Below are 19,150 nucleotides of genomic sequence, written 5' to 3' on the forward strand. Positions count from 1 at the left end.
TTCGCATGAGGATTTGTCCTACTCCGGGATTCTATTAGACAAAATATCGATTTCTACTGTTTTTTTGTCTTTGAGAACCTCTCTTTTAGACAATATTTCGTTTTTTACTGTTGTTTTGTCTTTGAGAACCTCTCTTTTAGACAATATTTCGTTTTTTACTGTTGTTTTGTCTTTGAGAACCTCTCTTTTAGACAATATTTCGTTTTTTACTGCCGTTTTGTCTTTGAGAACCTCTCTATTAGACAAAATTTCGTTTTTTACTGCCGTTTTGTCTTTGAGAACCTCTCTTTTAGACAAAATATCGATTTCTACTGTTTTTTTGTCTTTGAGAACCTCTCTATTAGGACAAAATTTCGATTTTTACTGTTGTTTTGTCTTTGAGAACCTCTCTTTTAGACAAAATTTCGTTTTTTACTGCCGTTTTGTCTTTGAGAACCTCTCTTTTAGACAAAATTTCGTTTTTTACTGCCGTTTTGTCTTTGAGAACCTCTCTTTTAGACAAAATATCGATTTCTACTGTTTTTTTGTCTTTGAGAACCTCTCTATTAGGACAAAATTTCGTTTTTTACTGTTGTTTTGTCTTTGAGAACCTCTCTATTAAACAATATCTCTTGTTTGCACCACTAAAGTAAACCAGTCAAACTTTTACACACTAGTTCACTTTTTCCGCAATTGTTCAATAACCGCCATCACATCTTCATCACCTAAATTATTTGCGAGCGCCTGTTGATATGTTTCATTTGCTGACGTACCAATTGGCAATAATTCATCTGTTTCACTAGCAAGTCGTAAATCTTTAGCCATATGCTTTAAGGCAAAAGCAGCAGGAAAGTCATTATGTAAAATGCTTGGTGTTTTCATTTTAGAAATAGCCGTTCCGACTGCACTTTCGGAGATAATGGTCAGCATATCTTCTGTATTAATGCCTTGATTTTGTGCAAATAACACAGATTCTGCGATGCCTTGTACGGTAATGCCTAATAATAAGTTAATCGCTAGTTTAGCGTTGCTGCCAGAACCAGAATCCCCTAAGTAAAGGGACATTTTACTCATCGGCTCAAACAATGGCTTCACTTGTTGGTAAGTTGCTTCCTCTCCACCAACTAATACGATTAACGTACCGTCCTTTGCTGGCTGCACACTTCCTGAAACAGGTGCATCTAAAAACGAAACAGCTGATTTTTTTGCGACATTATACAGTTCCTTTGATGTTTTTGGAGACACAGTGCTCATATCAATAAAAATTTTGCCCGCGTCCGCCAATCCAAAAAGATTTTGATCAAAGTACAAACTTTTCACTGCCGCATCATCCGAAACCATGGTAAAAATAACATCACTTGTTTCCACTAATTCCTGAAGATTTTCTGCTTGCACCGCTCCTTGCTTCACAAGCTCTTCCCCTTTAGCTGCAGTACGATTATAAATTTTCACGTTGAATCCAGCTTTTATTAGATTAGAAGCAATCGGTATTCCCATATTTCCAAGTCCTATCCAGCCTATTTTCATCGTAATATACCCTTCCCTTCCTATATCATTACCCAACTATAAGAATAGCATATTTGTTTCTGCGTATAATAGAATCTTATCTTTATATTTTTGAATATTCTATCTATTTTTAACTATTTCGTCACAAGTTTGGGGAAGAAATATTAATTAGCAACCACAAAGAAACACCCTATTATGGAATAAGGTGTTCTTAGTCTTGATAGATTTAATTTGATGCTGAAGCAGTTTATGCTGCAGTTGTAGTTTCAAACTTGTACAGAATATCCTCTGAGTTAGTTTTTCAATCGTGATCCTTTTTTACTTCTTTCTTTTTCTTGAAAATAATTTTTATTGTACTTGTCAATTCTAATACTTTTTTATATTCTTTTTTTCATCCTTCTTTTTATGGTCTTTGTGCTCCACCTGTCTTTACCGTCCTTATTTTTCTAAAGTTTCATAAATCATGATGAATATTCATTTAGAAACTTTGTAGTATATCTTATGAAACAAGCTATAAACTTGACAGGTCAAATCTCTTAATTTTGCATATTCCCCCACAACCATGCCCTTTATCTTTTTTTAATAAAAAACATTAGATAACCTAGTAAAATTAGGATATTATTAAAATAACTTAATAAAAAAAGGTGATTACCAATGGATGCATACGATTTAAAAATCATCAACCTGTTGATAGAGAATGGAAGAATAAAATGGGCGGACTTAGCTTCCGAAGTTGGTTTGTCAGCTCCAGCTGCAGCAGAACGTGTCAATCGTTTAGTAGAACAAAGAGTAATTAAACAGTATCAAGCAGTAGTGGATGCAGAGGCAGTTGGATGTGAGTGTACGGCATTTGTAGCCGTTTCACTGGAACACCCGAAATTTCGAGATGCTTTTTTATCCGTTGTTCAACAGTTGGCAGAAGTGCAGGAATGTCATCATATTGCCGGTGAAGATGATTATTTATTAAAGGTGCGATGTAGAAATACAAAAGATTTAGATCGAGTAATAAGTCATGACCTTAAAAGTGTGGAAGGTGTTTTCCGAACAAAAACAACGATTGTGATGGACACATTAAAGGAAACGACTAAACTCCCTTTACAAAAACATACATTTCAAATGGAGTGAGAAGATGGCTATTGTTTATTTGCTGAAAGGAATAATTTTAGGAGTATCAATCGCAGCACCTGTAGGTCCAATTGGTGCACTTTGCATTCAAAGAACATTGACACAGGGGCGTTTATATGGATTTATTTCCGGACTTGGGGCAGCAACAGCTGACGGCATGTATGGCTTGATCGCAGCGTTTGGTTTGACGATTATTACGCATTTTTTAGTAGGCTATCAATTTTGGTTTCAACTGGTTGGAGGATGCTTCCTTTTATATCTTGGAGCTAAAACAGCTAGGACGAAAGCTGCTTCTCTCCATTCAACAGTGGAAAGAAAAACTATCCTAAATGCGTATTTTTCCGTATTCCTCCTCACTTTAACGAATCCCATGACGATTCTTTCGTTTATTGCTATTTTCTCAGGATTTGGTGCAACGTCATCACAGGGAACTATTTCTCTTGCTATCTTATTAGTTGTAGGAGTCTTTATCGGTTCTGCATGCTGGTGGATCCTATTAAGCTTTGCTGTTAACTTGTCTCGAGAAAAAATGATGCCTCATTTAGGATTGGTTAACAAACTGTCTGGGAGCTTGATCATCCTATTTGGTTTGCTTGGAATTGTGAAAGTTTTTTAATTAAGGCTACCCTGAAAATAAGCTCTGTTAAAAGGGGTTTTCCGAAGCTTATCGCTCGCTTTCCGCGGGGCGAGCGCCGAGCCTCCTCGTCACTTTGCTTCTGCGGGGTCTCGCCTTTCTCGCTAATCCCGCAGGAGTCGAGTGAACGCTTCTCCAAACCAATATCATTCTTAGCTCTAACTCCTTATATCTCCACGCTGAATGAACACTACTTATTTTCATCTCCTATGGTGCGAATTTTATTAGCATGGGTGTCTCTGTTAAACTTGCCTGTTGATTGCAGCAAGAGGCATTCGCTTTCCGCGTGCGGTCCGGGAGCCCTCTCGTCGCTTTGACTCGCTTTTCCCTCAGGAGTCTCACGCCTTCCGCTCCAATTAACAAAGTATCAAAATTAGTAATTAACTTTAACACACCTTAATTATAGTGATCATAAACGAAACTAGCCCCTTACTCATAATTTCGTAGGGTTAATTTGGTTAAACTGAATTACTACAAAACCAAACCTAAATCAAAGAAACATTCGAAAGGAGCTCGTTGGATCTAGAAGCATTATTGCCTTGACAGATCGTATTGACACAGATTCTATGTGTAGACAGTCATTACAAAAAATTGAAGGTAATAATTCAAGGGAAAGGATATGTAGCCGCGGGTTCTTACACAATTGATCGACTAATGCATAATATTCGCGCTATCGGTTTTAATGAAAAGGATGTATGGAATATGACCTCATTTGTTCCATTACAAGCTTGTAATTACTTACATACACTTGAAAATCTATCTATAAAGCCATTCAGTTTTATAGATGAAACTAAAAAAAGAACACATTTTAAAGCTCCTGTACCAGAACTGGTTCTAGCTTAAGTATAAAAAGACCACATTTCGAATGTGGCCTTTTTTATGTTGACTTCCTTTTAATAAACTCTAATTCCAATTTATTAATGGTTGGAACATCTTTATTATTAATTAAATTATATAATAAATTTGCTGCTGTCTCACCCAACTCTTTAATGGGTTGATGTATCGTTGTAAGCTCCACTACTTTCGATATTGGCTGATTATCAAAGTCCTATAACTGCCAAATCTTCAGGTATCCGTATTCCTTGATTCTTAGCTTCGTAGATGATTCCGGCGGCTACATAATCACTTCCTACAACCATAGCTGTGGGACGATTTCGACTGTTCTAGAAGTGTTTTTGCTACTCTAATTCCATCCTCAATTGTATACTGTTCAGTAAAGTACCAATTATCCCTCCATTTTAATCCGTATTCCTTTTGATGGTGAAAAAATGATTTCTTCAAACATATTTTGTTCTTTTTAGATCAAAATTTTATTTTAGAGAAGTCCCATTAGTAAATCGAATTTGCTAGCGGGATCCCAAACTAAAAACTCCTCACTACATAAGCAAGGAGTTTTTAATTATGAATAATATTTAATTTGAAACCACTATATCCAAGAACTAAAACACTAGTTGTAACGCCATTTTTTTATTCAGCCTCATTTATGTTACGCCAACTAGTGTTCTTCTTGAGTTTATTTTATGGGAATGGTTTCATGTCAAAAGCAATTAAGAATATTTAATGTAAAAAAATCTCTTCTACGCAGCATGTCTCCCGCGCAATGTCCAAATTTGATAAACCATCATTAACGATTTAATAATCGTTAAGTAGGTCAACGTGATCCAACCGCCCATCAAATAAGGTTTAATTGCTTCTTGCACTGCAGGACTAGTCAAAAAATCTCTATACTCAACACAAGCATAAACTGCCCCTAAGCTGAGGATAATAGCAAAAAAGATCCCTTGTGTTAATTTACTTCTTGTTTTCCCTGATTCTGCTGCATATTGGTTGGCCCAGCCGTCTTTTTTATTTGCTGAAAGTTTGCCTAGCCAAACTTGGCTGAATGTCATTAAGTTCACCCATAAATACAATTCGGGACTGATAAGCAAAAAGGCAAAAATAACATCAACGGTTCTGTGCATCGGTGTTTTAATGGCTAGCATCATGTTTAATACCGATGCAAGACCAACTGGTATTAACCAAATCCATGACCAATAATACTGATCAGTTGCAAGGGCTACAGACAAAAGGGTTAGAAACATAACACGTATTACTAAATCAGAAAACAGCTTCATTTGGTTTCGCCATATTTTCCCTTTATGCCTTGTTTGTACACTTAAATCTTTATTGGTGAGCAAATCTACAGTTTCTGAACTCCATTTATTACGCTGCTCTCGGAAGGTATGATACGATCTCATCGCATCTACAAAGCATCGCCCTTCAGGACTAATTAACGTTTTCCAACCGGATTTTTGGAGCTGCCATGTTAAAAGCATATCTTCTACATCACTATCGTTCTGCCATGGGCCATCTAATTTATTATGATTCACTACCTCCTGCAATGCCTCTGGTCTAAAAAGAGTCGCCTGACCGCCAAGTACATAGGTGCTTCCTCCATGATATTGAAGATCAAGGAGCCAGCTGGCCATATCTTGTTTTTGCTGATGCGTCCACCACCTTGTAATAGGACCGCCATATTCGCCACTCGCTATTTTTTCTTCATAATACACATCATTTTTAGACAGAAGGCTTTTCTTTTTTGGCATACGCATTGTATATTTTGCCATTACTCCGCCAATATTACGGGCACTCATTAAGCCTTCCCATAAATTTTTCAAACAATTTGGGGCAAGCCTGCTGTCTGCATCCATCCCTAAAATGGCTTTAATACTTTGTTTATATAACTCCTGATGTTCGGTTAACTGCTTATTATATAAATCGAGTACATCTCCATAAAGCAGCTTCCATCCAGCATTTAATGCTCCAACTTTTCGAAGCTTATTATTTTCTGTTACAATTACCTTTAAATTTAAGTTAAACTCTTCACCAGCAGCAATTGCTTTTTCTTCTGTTCGATCCGTACAATTGTCTGCAACAACATATACATCCAATTCTACTTCTTTAGGGAGCAATTGATCATGGAGGCCAGCTAAACAATCTCGAATAGATTTCTCTTCATTATGGGCAGGAATCAGTGCGATAATTCTCGGTTTCATATACGATTTTTTTACACCAGGTATACTAAAAAACGAAATACTCCCTTTATCTTGTTCTACGATAACTGACAAGTAATCCACCATCTTCCTCTTAATTTTTGGCGACTGTTTATCCATAGCTATTTTTTACACTTTATCGTTCTTTAAAAAGAACGATTTTTCCTAAAAAAACCATCGCTTGGAATCAGGCGAATAATTATCTTCAGTCGTTCTTAATATACAAAAATTAGTTATTATTAGACTCTGTTAAATTCCATTGTTGATTTTCAAAAGGTCAGGAATCCACTCCCTTTCCGCAGGAGTCTCGCAGATTCCCTTCCTATAAACAACATGATCGTTTAACAGAGCCATTATTTTTAAAAACTTCTGTCCCTATCGTTAATATTATTCATTATAAAGAACAATATTACATATTCTACACATAAAAAAGAAGGCTATCCTTCCATTCAAACTCTAATATATAGATCAAAATGATACTTCTATATAAAGAATTTTATTAATGAAGGACATACCTCTTTTCCAATATGATAGCATTATTTCCAGGTATCTTTTAATTTCCAAGCAGCTAACTCTTTTACATTAACCACTCCATTTTCCGAGACTATTTCTATTCCCGTTCTTTCTTCTTTCGGATAGATTCGGCTTGTCATCGTCGCTTCTCCATCGTTAACAAATATCTCAATGGATGATCGATCTATAAATATTCGTAAGGAAAGCTCTTCTGAGGATGCTAATTTTGTGCTTCTTACGCCATCTTTTTCTTTTCCATAATTAGAACAATCCAGTGTAAGCTTTTGTGTCGTTTTATGATATTGAATGGTTAAAACTTCACTACCGCTCCCAATAAGATTTACTTCAATAGCCTCCGCTTCTGTGCTCTTTAAATCAAAGACAGCCTTCACTTCCAATAATACTTCTTTTGCTTCATAAAAACAGCTGTCTACTACTGATTTGTTTTGTAATACAGGATATGCGGTCTCACGCAATTGAACTAGCTCTTCTACAGGATTCATCAAAAGGATTCCTTCTTTGCTTAACGTTAAAACCCTCGGAAGTGTAAGAGCACCAGCCCAACCATCTTTTTTCGTAGGCATATCCGATTCCCACATATCCATCCAACCAATCGCAATGCGGCGCCCTTTATCGTCTAATAATGTTTGAACCGCATAGAAGTCATGCCCATGATCTAGTTCAGTAAATTCACCGTATACAAACTCATTCGTTTCATAGTTATAATCTCCAATTAAAGAACCAGTCTGGAAAAGGTTTTGATAGCGATTTTCTTCTGCTTCCATCCCTTGCGGAGAGAAAAGCAAAACATACTTACCATCTAATTCAAAGAAATCCGGACATTCCCACATATACCCAAGGGTGCCGTCACTTTGGGCAAGCACCCCGATATATTCCCATTTTCGCAGATCAGGAGATTTATATAAAATGACCCTTCCAACCTCTTCTTTTGTAGCATTTCCAAGAATCATATACCATTCGCCATTATGCTTCCATACTTTTGGATCACGGAAATGATGAGAGCTGTCTTCAGGCGGTTCAGCTATCACAGGATTTTCTCCAACCTTTTCAAAAGTCACACCGTCTTTGCTCACAGCAATATTTTGATTTTGAAAAAAAACATCCTTTTCCTTATCTACATAATGATGCCCCGTATAAATAAGCGTCAATTCCCCATCGTTATCCACTGCACTTCCTGAAAAGCAGCCATCTTTATCGCATGTATCTCCTGGAGCTAAAGCAATCGGCAAATGCTCCCAATGAACAAGATCCTTTGACTTAACATGTCCCCAATGCATTGGGCCCCAATTTTCATCATATGGATGATGCTGATAAAACACATGATATTCTCCATTAAACTGCACTAATCCATTAGGATCATTAATCCAATTTGCAGGCGCCATAATATGATAGCCTAATCTGTATTGATTGTTCATTTTCTTCATCGTTTCTTTTAAAGATTCTTCCGCTTTCTTTAATCTATTCGTCTTCAGCATATGGCTATTCTCCTTCTAAATGGTTTTTATGACTGCTTCTTTACGAAGAGCATTCTTTGTATTTTTTCTTTCATTTAATAACGTAAACATGGATATAGTTGTAAAAATAAACACTAGTATCCCCATTACTAAATAAGTATGACGGAAACCAATACTATCGTAAAGCCCCCCAGCAATTGGCGAAAGAATGGAAGCTCCTACCTGAGAAGCAAACTGGAAGCCTACGAGATAAAGCACAGATGACAGGCGCGTATCAAAATTTGCAGCTAAATATTTAAAAATGGCAATCAACATAATAGGCAGCTCCAAGGCATGAATTAATTTCATGGTTGAAATGCCGATTGGGCCAATTACAATTCCTGAGCCAATAATACGGAATGCCATCAGCATACCTGCAAGAATTAAGCTGTTTTTTGCCCCTACTTTATTCACAACATATGGAGCAAGGAACATCATGCCAGCTTCCAAAAATACTTGAAAAGAATTTAAATATCCAAACACTTGGTTTCCTAGTGCTTCTGATGGAAATAAAGAAGAATAGTAGATAGGGAACTGCTGATCATAGACACTATAAACACAGGTCACCCCAATTACATATAACATTAAAAACCAAAAATCTTTTAAAAGGAAAAGATTTCCTACATCCTTCAACCCTACAGAATCCGCTTTCAAAATTTCCTGTTCTGTCATTTCCACCTTAACTGATAGAATAATAGCTACTAAAATAATAGCCGATAGGGAAGCCACCCAAAAGTTAATGTCTGGATTGATATTAAATAACTGACCAGCAAAAAATGTTGCTGCCGCCCATCCTAATGATCCCCACATTCTTGATTTTCCATATTCAAAATCGTACTTGCGACTAATTTTTTCTATATAAGATTCGATGGCACCAATACCAGCCAAAAAGGACATTCCAAGATACAGCCCTCCAACGATGGCGCCAAGTGTTACATTATATTGCAATAATGGTCCATATACATAAATATAAAATGGACCAACGAATACTAGTAAAATGCTTATGCTAGATAATATATGTTTTTTTAAACCGATTTTATCCGAAATATACCCGTAAAGCGGTTGCATGCACAAGGCAAAGATAGCGTTTACAGAAAAGATAATGCCAGTTTCTGCTCCATTTAAGTTTATTTCCTGCCCCAACCAAATGGAGAATAAGGAATAGCTCGATGACCAGGTAAAAAAGAAAAAGAAGAAATACGCACTAAGTTTCCAGTAGAGACCTTTTGAACTTTTCATATTTATTGCTCCTTTTTTTTAGATTAAAAACCTTCCAACCTAAAATGAAAGCACTTTCAACATTATTTTATGTCAACCGGTTTCATAAGTCAATCCTTTTTATGTCAACCGGTTGCACATTTTTAAAATCAGTTCTTTTTCCCCAGAAAAAATACAATCGCTTGTATCATACAGAGGTTTTCGTTCGGTTTTCCGTGGCTTACCACACGCTTTCCCGCGGGGCGAGCGCCGAGGAGGCTTCCAGACCGCCCACGGAAAGCGAATGCCTGAAGCGGAAACAGGCAAGTTTAACAGAGCCTTTCATAAAAAAATGCAACTCCATTATCAAGAATTGCATTTTACTGCTCATCTAAAAATCTGCATTACCTATCTCAGCTTTTTTTCATTTAAGTTGTTTCTCCTAAAAGAAGCTTTACTGGATGATTTATCTGCTGTGGGGTGTCGTTGAATTCTCCGTCCATCTGCTTTAATAATATTTCTATAGCTGATTCTGCAAGAAGTCTAATAGGTTGTTGAATAGTTGTTAAGTCTGGAAATAAACTTTGCGCTGTTTCTGTCCCATCATACCCTATCACTTTTAAATCTTGAGGGATTTTTTTTCCTCGTGCTTTTGCCTCCCTTATAAAAGATGCAGCAAAAATATCATTGCTGGCAAATACTCCATCTACATCTGGTATTTCCGCCAAGATTTTTTTCATTACATTAGATTGGCTTTGTGGATTAAAGGTTTCTTGTATTTCATAAGTAATCGGTTCTCTCCCATTTGCCAACATAACGTCTTCATAGGCCTTTCTTCTAAGCATGGCAGGTGTTGCAAAATCTACTGGCCCATTAATATGAATAATTCTGCTGCAGCCCTTTGATACAAGCAGTTCAGATGCCAGCTTTCCTCCTTCATAATTATCGGAGCTGACAATCGGTATATTTTCAGCCAATGTCCGGTCAATGGCTACTACTGCTAAATGCTGTTTTTGATAATCGACAATCCCCTGGTTGTGTGTTCCGACTATGATTCCGTCTACCTGATTACGCATAAGCATCTCTAAATATTTCTCTTCTTTTTCTATATCATTTAAACTATTGCAAATCAGCACTTTATAATCGATCGAAGCACACACATTTTCAATCTCAAAGGTAAGCTCCCCAAAAAAAGGATTTACTGTTGTTGGGATAATGAGGCCAATAACATTTGTTCTTTTATTAAATAACGACCTGGCAAGTTCATTTGGATAGTAATTTAGCTCCTTCATCGCTTTATACACATTTTTTTTTGTTTTTTCTCCAATATAGCCTCTGTTGTTCAGGACGCGCGAAACGGTTGTTGGCGATACACCTGCCAGTTTTGCCACATCCTTGATTTTAGGTTTCATATCGTTCCTCCGTTTTCATTGCCGCTAAATATCTTCTACCCTTTATTATAATATAACTTAAGTAGTTGTTCCTTCCTTAACAATATGGATAAGCTCTGTTGCAATAGTTTTCCTAAGGTAGCTTGAGTTTAGTTTTTGGGCTGATCAGAAAATAATTCACACAAAAAATGACTGCCGAATATACGGCAGTCGAGCGTTTAAAGAGAGAGCTTTTTTATCAACAGCATGCTGTTTTAAAGAATTTGCCTATCTGTTTAATAATTGAACTGTTTTTTTATTTACCTGCCAACGGCTGCTCCATCACTTCTAGGATCTACACCGCCGTATAAGTAGCCTTGTTCATCAATTAAAATGGCACTTGCGTGGCCCATTATGCCATCAAAACCTTCTACTACCTTAACATAATGACCTGCATCCTGAAGTTTTTCCACCACCTCATCTGAAACTCGGCCTTCGATTTTTAATTCTTCTGTTTTTACTCCCCATGTCCTTCCCCAAACAAACCTCGGTTCACTTATCGATTCTTGAGGATCGAATCCGTAATCGAGCATTCTTGTGATCATCAATGTCTGTGTTTGCGGCTGTCCTTCTCCACCTTGTGTTCCGTATAACACATATGGTTTATTGTCTTTAAATGCCATTGCCGGCATCAGCGTATGAAAAGTTCGTTTTTGTGGCTCTAATGTATTCACATGATTTGGATCTAGGGAAAAGAACGACCCTCTATTTTGCATCGTAATTCCTGTATCCCCAGCAACAATTCCAGAGCCGAATTCAAAATATAAGCTTTGAATAAACGAAACAGCATTACCATCTTTATCAACAACTGCCGCATGAGCCGTATCGCTCCCAACAGGACGAGTCTTAAAATCATTCGTACTGTCAAATGAAATAGAATCTGCCATTTCTTTTGCATAGGCTTTACTTAACAATCGTTCTAATGGAATATCTTTAAATTTAGGATCTGTTAAATACTCGTTTCTATCTTGAAAGCTTCTTTTCACTGCCTCCACTAGAAGATGATAATACTCATAAGAACCATAAGGGATTGATGAAAAATCAAAATTCTCCAATATATTTAAGATCATTAAACCGACAAAGCCTTGAGAATTTGGCGGCACTTGATACATCGTATAATCACGATATGTACTGGATAGCGGCTTGCTCCACTCCCCTTTATGTGCAGCAAAATCTGCTTCTGTTAACAAGCCGCCTTTTGCTTGAAGACTGGAAATAATCCGTTTTGCCAAATCTCCTTTGTAAAAATCATCTCTGCCCTTTGCTGCTAATTGAGTTAATGTATTTGCTAAATCTTTTTGCACAAATTTGGAGAATTTGTTAGGAATTTTTCCATCCGTCAAAAAGACAGCTGCCGTTTCATTATTAGCCTGTAATAGGTCTACATTTTTAACTGTATTTTCATGCTGATCATTGGAAAGCGGAAACCCTTTTTCTGCATATTCAATAGCTGGCTGCAGAACTTCTGCAAGAGATTTGCTTCCATATTCTTTTATGATTGCATCCCAGCTGTCTACCATACCTGGAACAGTAATAACACTTTCTATCCCTCGAAATGGAATGGACTCTTTTCCTTCATACGTTTTTCTCGTAATGTTGGCACCAGTTCTGCCACTGCCATTATAGGAACGTACTTTGCCTTCTCCCGTTTGGTAAGTCAACCAAAAGGAATCTCCTCCAAGTCCTGTCATATGTGGGTAAACAACTGCTAAACAAGCACTTACTGCTACAGCCGCATCAAATGCATTTCCACCCTCCGCTAAAATACGCTCTCCTGCCTGGGAGGCTAAATAATGGGGGCTGACAACCATCGATTTTGTTCCGACTATTACTTTATTCAAACCACTGTTTCCTCCTTATTTAACACGCCAATAGTTTTTTCTTCCTTATTTTTATTGCTTGTAAACAAAAATAATACAGCACCAATAATTAATAGTCCACCTGCTAAATAAAATCCAAATTCAAGGCTGCCTGTTTTATCAGCAAAGTATCCAGTAATATATGGAGCAAAAATCGATGAAAGCATACCGCTGAAATTAAAGAATCCGTACACTCTTGAATACATAGATGTTGGTGTAATATCTGCCATATAAGAAATTAAAACAGGATCAAGCGCTAATTTTCCAAGAAGACCATATAAACATAATCCAACGATTAAAAAGTTAAAGTTTTCTGTATATGGAATAGCAAATTGACAAATTGCTCCAGCTAAAGCCAACCCAATAATAAGCGGTTTTTTACTTTTAATTCGATCCGATAAAAATCCGAAAAGAATTGCTCCTGGAATGGAAGCCCATGGTACTAAAGAGGATATAATACCAGTTTGTGATGCTTCAATGCCTCGTGCAGTTTGTAAATAGTATGGAAGCCAAGTTAACATTCCAAAGAATCCATATAAAGAACAAAAGATTAACACATAAACAAAAATATGATTCTTTGTGAATATTTTCTTCATTTCTACTTTTTCTTGAACAGATGCTGTTTCCTTTTGTTGCTTATGTGAATTATCACGAACAAAGATAGCAATTAATATCCCCACAATAATAGTAGGTATTGCAAATACATAAAACGGGAACTGCCAGCCTTTGTTTAATTCATACGTAAAATAACTAGATGCCATAAATCCTAAAGAAATACCAAATGCCATTCCACTGTTAATAATAGCTGATACAAGTCCACGATATTTTTTCGGTGTAATAGTAGAAGAAATTCCGTATTGTGATCCGTAGTAAGTTCCTTCTCCTAATCCAGTTAATGCTCTCATCATTAAGAAGATTCCAAAAGTAGTAGAAGCACCACTTAAATAAGTACCAACCCCAAAAACAATAAAGCCGATAACAAGTACTTTCACTCGTCCAAATTTATCTGCTAAAAAGCCTGTTGGAATTTGCATGAGTGCATATGCCGCAAAGAAGACGGTTGCCATTAATCCTAATTGGGATTTTTCTAAGTTCCACTCCTCCCCAATACTTCCCATTACAGGCGATAGAATATTTCGGTCTGCATACATAAATACCCAGCCTAAAAAGAATAAAAAGATAACGAGTGCAGGATGCGTTTTTTTCATGTAATAGTCTCCTTTTTCTGAAAGTTAAGATAATAGTAACACGTATAGGTTAAAAAAGAAGAGTTTATGTCAGATTATCTGACATAATATTTTTCGATTGGTAAATAACAATTAATGATTATTTACGTTTTGTAAAATAATTATCATTTTAAATTACATATCGTATTTTTGTTAACCCTTTCATATTTTTTTACTTACCTATTATTACATTAAGGCTCTTTTCGTATAGATTGTTGTTATTTAACCCGCAGCCTGAATACACTTAGCTTTCCGCGGACGAGTGCCGAGCCTCCTCGTCGCTATGCTGAGGCCACTGAAAAAGTGAATGCTATAAAATATAGGTAGCGACAATCCAAGCAACGTAGAGGTTTTCGTTCGGTTTTCCGAGGCTTACCACACGCTTTCCGCGGGGCGAGCGCCGAGCCGCTTCGTCGCTACGCTCCTGCAGGGTCTCGCCTGTCTCGCTAATCCCGCAGGAGTCGTACGGACGCCTCTCCTAACCAAAATGATGGTCGTTTTCAAACTCTCTATACCATTTTTACCCTAGTAAATTTAAGTGTTTCACCTATAATTATATCTAATAAAACACTTTTTCAGTGCCGTCGCTATGCTCCTGTGGGGTCTCGTCTTTCTCGCTTTTCTAAGCAGGAGTCTACGTGTATTCAGGATGCTAAGTGCTTCAGCCATGTTTATTATTATTCAAAAACAACAAACTTATAGTAAACAGCCTACAATAAATACACATGGCACTATAAATAAAACAACAAGCAAAAATATTAATAGAATCTATCAATATTACAATCAGATTTTGTGTTACATTTGTTTCTTTCATTACATTGGCCCTATTGTATATTCTTTAAGGAAAAGCTGTAATATTTTGTCCGATTATTACTTTTGAAGCTTAGAACATAGTAAAAATCATATTGACTGTCATAATTCAAGTTATTATAATCCAATTATATAAAGAATCAGAAAATTCTTTTTTTAAAAGAATTGTATACAATTATACAGAAATTCTAATTCATGTTTAGGAGGTAAATATGAACAATATAAATAATCGTCTACTAACAAAAGACCATGCTTATTCGGTGTTAAAGCAAAAAATTATTGATGGTATATTAAAACCGGATGAGATTGTTCGGGAAGAACAATTAGCTTCGATATTGGAAATCAGCAGAACTCCATTGCGAGAAGCAATTCAACGGTTGGAATTGGCAGATTTCCTTGTACGACAGCCGAATGGACGTCTAAAGGTTGCTTCCATTAATAAGAAAGAAATGAAAGAGATTTTTTTAATACGAAGCATGTTAGAAGGGGCCATTACGAAAAGTGCAGCATTACTTGCAACCGAACAAGATATTGTAAATTTAACCAAATTACTAGAAAAATTAAAAACTTCTTTCCAGCAGCACTCCAATCAGGAGTTTGTCTCCTACGGATTTGAATTTCATGATTATTTAGGGAAAATCAGTAAACTGACCACATTTGAAAAAATACTAAATATCCTTAGAGATCATTCTCTTCGTTATTGCCGGCTTGTTTCTGCCCATGGAGATTGGGATGCAAAAGCAGCAGTGGAACATAGCTTAATCTTGCAGAAAATTATCGAAAAAAATCCAGAAGCAGCAGAAAATGCGATGAAAGATCATATTTTAAGCAGCCTAGCTACTGCAATAGAAAGAATAGAAAGGTTGGAAGAAGTGAAAGCTCAATAAACCAGAATCGTTTCATTTGAAATAAATAGAGATTTCTGAAAACAGCCACAACTTTTAAGACTAGCTTATATTTTTTTGTAGGCACTCCAAAACATTAGTTCAATATCCTGCATCTAAAACTTATCTCCATCCCACCAGAAGATAACATAAAGTTCAACATATCAGATGAAGCAATCAATCTCAATAGATAGTATTGATGACACGGAACAAACGATTCAAAAACAACTGATTCACAAAAATACACACAAATAGTTCTTTTTACCTATTCACCTTTGTCGAATAGAAAGGTATTTCAATACCTATATGATTAATAGGAATTAAAATTTGCTGACCCATTTTCATTACCTTCATCAGCCCACTATAATACGACTATACAAAGCAGGGGGAAAAGAAATGCCAATGATTGAGTTAAAAAATATTTATAAAACGTATAACCGAAAAGGCATCTCTAATGATGCGTTAAAAGGAATTAGTTTAAAAGTTGAAAAGGGAGATATTTTCGGTGTAATTGGATATAGTGGTGCAGGAAAAAGCACCTTAATTCGTTTAGTTAACTATTTAGAAAAGCCAACAAAAGGCGATGTTTTTGTGAACGGGGTAGCCCTCTCCAGTTATAGCGAAAAAGAGCTTCGCGTCACAAAAAAACAAATAGGTATGATTTTTCAACACTTTAATTTATTAGAATCAAAAAATGTATTTGATAATGTAGCCATTCCGCTAGTGCTTCAAAGAAAAAACAAACAAGAAATAATAAAGAGGGTAACAGAATTATTAGAATTTGTCGGCTTAAGCGATAAAGCAAATAGTTATCCAAATGAATTATCCGGCGGCCAAAAACAGCGGGTTGGCATTGCAAGAGCCCTTGCTTCCAATCCTTCCATATTATTATGTGATGAAGCAACATCAGCACTAGATCCACAAACAACCCAGTCTATTCTGCAGTTATTAAAAAGAATAAATGCAGAATATAACATTACTATAATGATTATTACGCATGAAATGGCCGTTATTCAGGAAATATGCAATAAAGTTGCTGTTATGGAGCAAGGAAAAATTATTGAACAAGGATCGGTTTTAGAAGTGTTCGGCAAACCGCAGCATCCTACAACTCAAAACTTTGTGAAGACCGTTATTAATACAAATATTCCAAGCACGGTTCAAGAAAAAGCAAAAGGAAGTTCCGGCAGCCGCTACAAATTGGAGTTCGTTGGAGAATGTGCATCAGAACCAGTTATTTATAAACTGATTCATGAATACAAGCTAAAGCTAAATATCCTTTTCGCGAACATGACAGAAATTCAAGGTACAACATTAGGATATATGATTATTCAGTTCACTGGGGAGACTTCCGCTATATCGGATGCTCTTACTTACTTAAAATCAAAAGGCATCATCATAGAGGAGGTAGATCAACTATGATTAGTACAACCATTACAGCAGATCAATTTATCCAGGCAATTATCGATACACTTTATATGGTAGGGTTCTCCTTGTTAATCGGAAGTTTAATCGGTATTCCACTTGGTATATTATTGGTCGTTACAAGAAGTGGCGGTGTATTGGAAAATAAGGTTTTATATGGTCTATTAAATCCAATCATCAACATTGTCCGCTCTCTTCCATTCATTATTTTATTAGTGGCTATTATCCCTTTTACTCGATTTATTGTCCAAACATCCATTGGGACAGCAGCAGCAATTGTACCTCTTATCATTTATATCGCCCCATATATTGGGAGATTAGTAGAAAACTCTTTATTAGAGGTGGACCCAGGCATTTTAGAAGCTGCAGAGTCAATGGGAGCGACTCCGTTTCAAGTAATTTGGCATTTTCTATTGCCGGAAGCGTTTGGATCATTGATTTTATCGTTAACAACAGCTACTGTCGGATTAATTGGAGCGACCGCAATGGCTGGTACAGTTGGAGGAGGCGGTGTCGGAGATTTAGCCATCTCATACGGATATCAGCGCTTTGATACAATTGTAATGATAGCTACCGTTATTGTCCTTATTATTTTTGTACAAGGAATGCAATCACTAGGAAACTATCTAGCCCGAAAAGCAAGACGAAACTAAGAAAAGCTCAAGCGCCTTGGTCTGCCCTTGAGCTGAACAGCCATCTAACTTCAAAATTTTTATACTTTATTAATCTTTTAAAAGAGGGAAATTTTCCTTCTTCAGCGTGTAGACAATAATTGCAAGCGATTGTCTATAGCCTGAAGAAGGAAACCACCTTTCCCTCTTTTGAAGACAAATTAAAAAGGAGGTAAAAAATGGGCTTATGGACGAAAAAGGAAAGATTTGATGCTTTACTATCAGGCGAAAAAGCTGATCGTCCGATTGTAAGTGCATGGCGTCATTTTATCGATAAAGAGCAAAATGCAGAAGATTTAGCAGAAACAACGATTCATTTTACGAAAAAATATGATTGGGATTGGGTAAAAATTAATCCGAGAGCCACTTATTTAGCAGAAATCTGGGGAAATTCATATGATTTTCAAACATATCAAACCGTTTTTCCGAAGCAGTTGACTACCGCTATTCCTAATGCAGCGGACGTATGGAATATCGAAACAAAAAAAGTGCTCGCTTCCGCACCGTTAGTGGAACAATTACAAGCAGCTAAAGCGATTCGCCAAGGCTTGCCCGATACTCCACTTGTGCAAACCATTTTTTCTCCTTTAACTGTTTTGCTTTTTATAGCAGGAAGATCTGCTTATGTATATGAAACAGTTTTTGGAATTAAAAACCCTGTGAGTTTAGAAAGCTTATTCATCGAAAATCGAGCAGCTGTTCATCATGCTTTACACTCTATCTCTTTGACTATTGCTGATTATGTTCAAGAATTATACAAGGTTGGAATAGATGGACTATTTTATGCTGTTACCGGAACAGCAAACCCTGAAATTTTTGATGAAGCAAGCTTTAACGAATTTTCCCGCCCATATGATTCGATTGTATTGGATGCTGCAAAAAGCGGGAAAAGAATTCTCCATACTTGTGGAACATACGCTCAGCCAGAAAGATTTAATGATTATTCGATTGAAGGTATCAGCTGGGATACAAAAGCGGAAGGCAATCCTGGCTTAGATGCAGACTTAAAAACAACAAAGGTTGGAGGTGTCGATCATCATCTATTTATAGAAGCTAATGTTAAAAACATCACAAATTCTGCAGAAAAAGCATTGAAACAAATGGAAAATGAACCTTTTATTCTTGCACCAAATTGTGCTATTCCTCTCACTGTAAAAGATGACGCATTACATGCATTTCACGATTCTATTTTGGAAAAGCGGAAGTGCCTTGATCAACCCTGAAGAAAAATGTTCATTTGGCTCAAAAAGTGCTCTTTACTTTTAGAGACAAAGGGTTATTTTTCACAAGGGTTAGGCGCTGCAGCTAGACAGTTATCTAACTTCAAATAACAATCTTGATTATA

Annotated in this window: 16 protein-coding genes; 6 read left to right on the forward strand and 10 right to left on the reverse strand. The window is 36.5% G+C overall.

Features of this window, described 5'->3' with window-relative positions; all coding sequences use genetic code 11:
• Positions 1-18 precede the first annotated feature (18 nt).
• Positions 19-297, reverse strand: coding sequence for a hypothetical protein (locus ACTYA4_RS09705; RefSeq protein WP_443481895.1), 279 nt, complete (start codon positions 295-297; stop codon positions 19-21).
• Between the two features lie 360 nt (positions 298-657).
• Positions 658-1,506, reverse strand: coding sequence for an NAD(P)-dependent oxidoreductase (locus ACTYA4_RS09710; protein WP_445505617.1), 849 nt, complete (start codon positions 1,504-1,506; stop codon positions 658-660).
• 633 nt (positions 1,507-2,139) lie between these two features.
• Between ACTYA4_RS09710 and ACTYA4_RS09715 the strand changes: the two genes are divergently transcribed.
• Both ACTYA4_RS09715 and ACTYA4_RS09720 read left to right on the forward strand, forming a co-directional pair.
• Positions 2,140-2,610, forward strand: coding sequence for an Lrp/AsnC family transcriptional regulator (locus ACTYA4_RS09715; protein ID WP_443481897.1), 471 nt, complete (start codon positions 2,140-2,142; stop codon positions 2,608-2,610).
• A gap of 4 nt (positions 2,611-2,614) precedes the next feature.
• On the forward strand, positions 2,615-3,226 hold the full coding sequence (locus ACTYA4_RS09720; RefSeq protein ID WP_443481898.1) for a LysE family translocator: 612 nt from the start codon (positions 2,615-2,617) through the stop codon (positions 3,224-3,226).
• An 895-nt stretch (positions 3,227-4,121) separates the two neighbouring features.
• On the opposite strand, the gene ACTYA4_RS09725 is transcribed toward ACTYA4_RS09720, so the two are convergent.
• The 8 genes from ACTYA4_RS09725 to ACTYA4_RS09760 form a co-directional block, all read right to left on the reverse strand.
• Entirely contained in the window at positions 4,122-4,262 is a 141-nt protein-coding gene (locus ACTYA4_RS09725; protein WP_443481900.1) for a substrate-binding domain-containing protein, read from the reverse strand.
• A gap of 22 nt (positions 4,263-4,284) precedes the next feature.
• The gene (locus ACTYA4_RS09730) at positions 4,285-4,383 is read right to left on the reverse strand and encodes a substrate-binding domain-containing protein (RefSeq protein WP_443481901.1); all 99 of its coding nucleotides are present in this window, start codon (positions 4,381-4,383) and stop codon (positions 4,285-4,287) included.
• Positions 4,384-4,821: 438 nt separating this feature from the next.
• Positions 4,822-6,279, reverse strand: coding sequence for a glycosyltransferase family 2 protein (locus tag ACTYA4_RS09735; protein WP_443482009.1), 1,458 nt, complete (start codon positions 6,277-6,279; stop codon positions 4,822-4,824).
• Positions 6,280-6,812: 533 nt separating this feature from the next.
• On the reverse strand, positions 6,813-8,285 hold the full coding sequence (locus tag ACTYA4_RS09740) for a glycoside hydrolase family 32 protein (protein ID WP_443481902.1): 1,473 nt from the start codon (positions 8,283-8,285) through the stop codon (positions 6,813-6,815).
• A 15-nt stretch (positions 8,286-8,300) separates the two neighbouring features.
• Positions 8,301-9,542 (reverse strand): MFS transporter, encoded by a 1,242-nt coding sequence (locus tag ACTYA4_RS09745; RefSeq protein ID WP_443481903.1) that lies wholly within the window; start codon positions 9,540-9,542, stop codon positions 8,301-8,303.
• A 386-nt stretch (positions 9,543-9,928) separates the two neighbouring features.
• Positions 9,929-10,912 (reverse strand): LacI family DNA-binding transcriptional regulator, encoded by a 984-nt coding sequence (locus tag ACTYA4_RS09750; protein WP_443481904.1) that lies wholly within the window; start codon positions 10,910-10,912, stop codon positions 9,929-9,931.
• A gap of 278 nt (positions 10,913-11,190) precedes the next feature.
• A complete protein-coding gene (gene ggt, locus ACTYA4_RS09755) occupies positions 11,191-12,771 on the reverse strand; it encodes a gamma-glutamyltransferase (RefSeq protein ID WP_445505618.1) in 1,581 nt (526 codons plus the stop codon).
• Positions 12,768-13,997: an MFS transporter gene (locus tag ACTYA4_RS09760; RefSeq protein ID WP_443481906.1), complete on the reverse strand. Its 1,230-nt coding sequence runs from the start codon at positions 13,995-13,997 to the stop codon at positions 12,768-12,770. Before ACTYA4_RS09760 ends, ggt begins: the two co-directional genes overlap by 4 nt.
• Before the next feature lie 1,040 nt (positions 13,998-15,037).
• Between ACTYA4_RS09760 and ACTYA4_RS09765 the strand changes: the two genes are divergently transcribed.
• From ACTYA4_RS09765 to ACTYA4_RS09780, 4 genes are all read left to right on the forward strand, one after another.
• Positions 15,038-15,712: a GntR family transcriptional regulator gene (locus ACTYA4_RS09765; protein WP_445505619.1), complete on the forward strand. Its 675-nt coding sequence runs from the start codon at positions 15,038-15,040 to the stop codon at positions 15,710-15,712.
• Positions 15,713-16,111: 399 nt separating this feature from the next.
• Positions 16,112-17,131: a methionine ABC transporter ATP-binding protein gene (locus ACTYA4_RS09770; protein ID WP_443482010.1), complete on the forward strand. Its 1,020-nt coding sequence runs from the start codon at positions 16,112-16,114 to the stop codon at positions 17,129-17,131.
• Complete coding sequence (locus tag ACTYA4_RS09775) at positions 17,128-17,787, forward strand: methionine ABC transporter permease (RefSeq protein WP_443481908.1); 660 nt, start codon at positions 17,128-17,130, stop codon at positions 17,785-17,787. The genes ACTYA4_RS09770 and ACTYA4_RS09775 overlap by 4 nt, the downstream gene beginning before the upstream one ends.
• Before the next feature lie 197 nt (positions 17,788-17,984).
• Entirely contained in the window at positions 17,985-19,028 is a 1,044-nt protein-coding gene (locus ACTYA4_RS09780) for a uroporphyrinogen decarboxylase family protein (RefSeq protein ID WP_443481909.1), read from the forward strand.
• Positions 19,029-19,150 lie beyond the last annotated feature (122 nt).

This window comes from Niallia yueguangensis, from assembly GCF_052663115.1.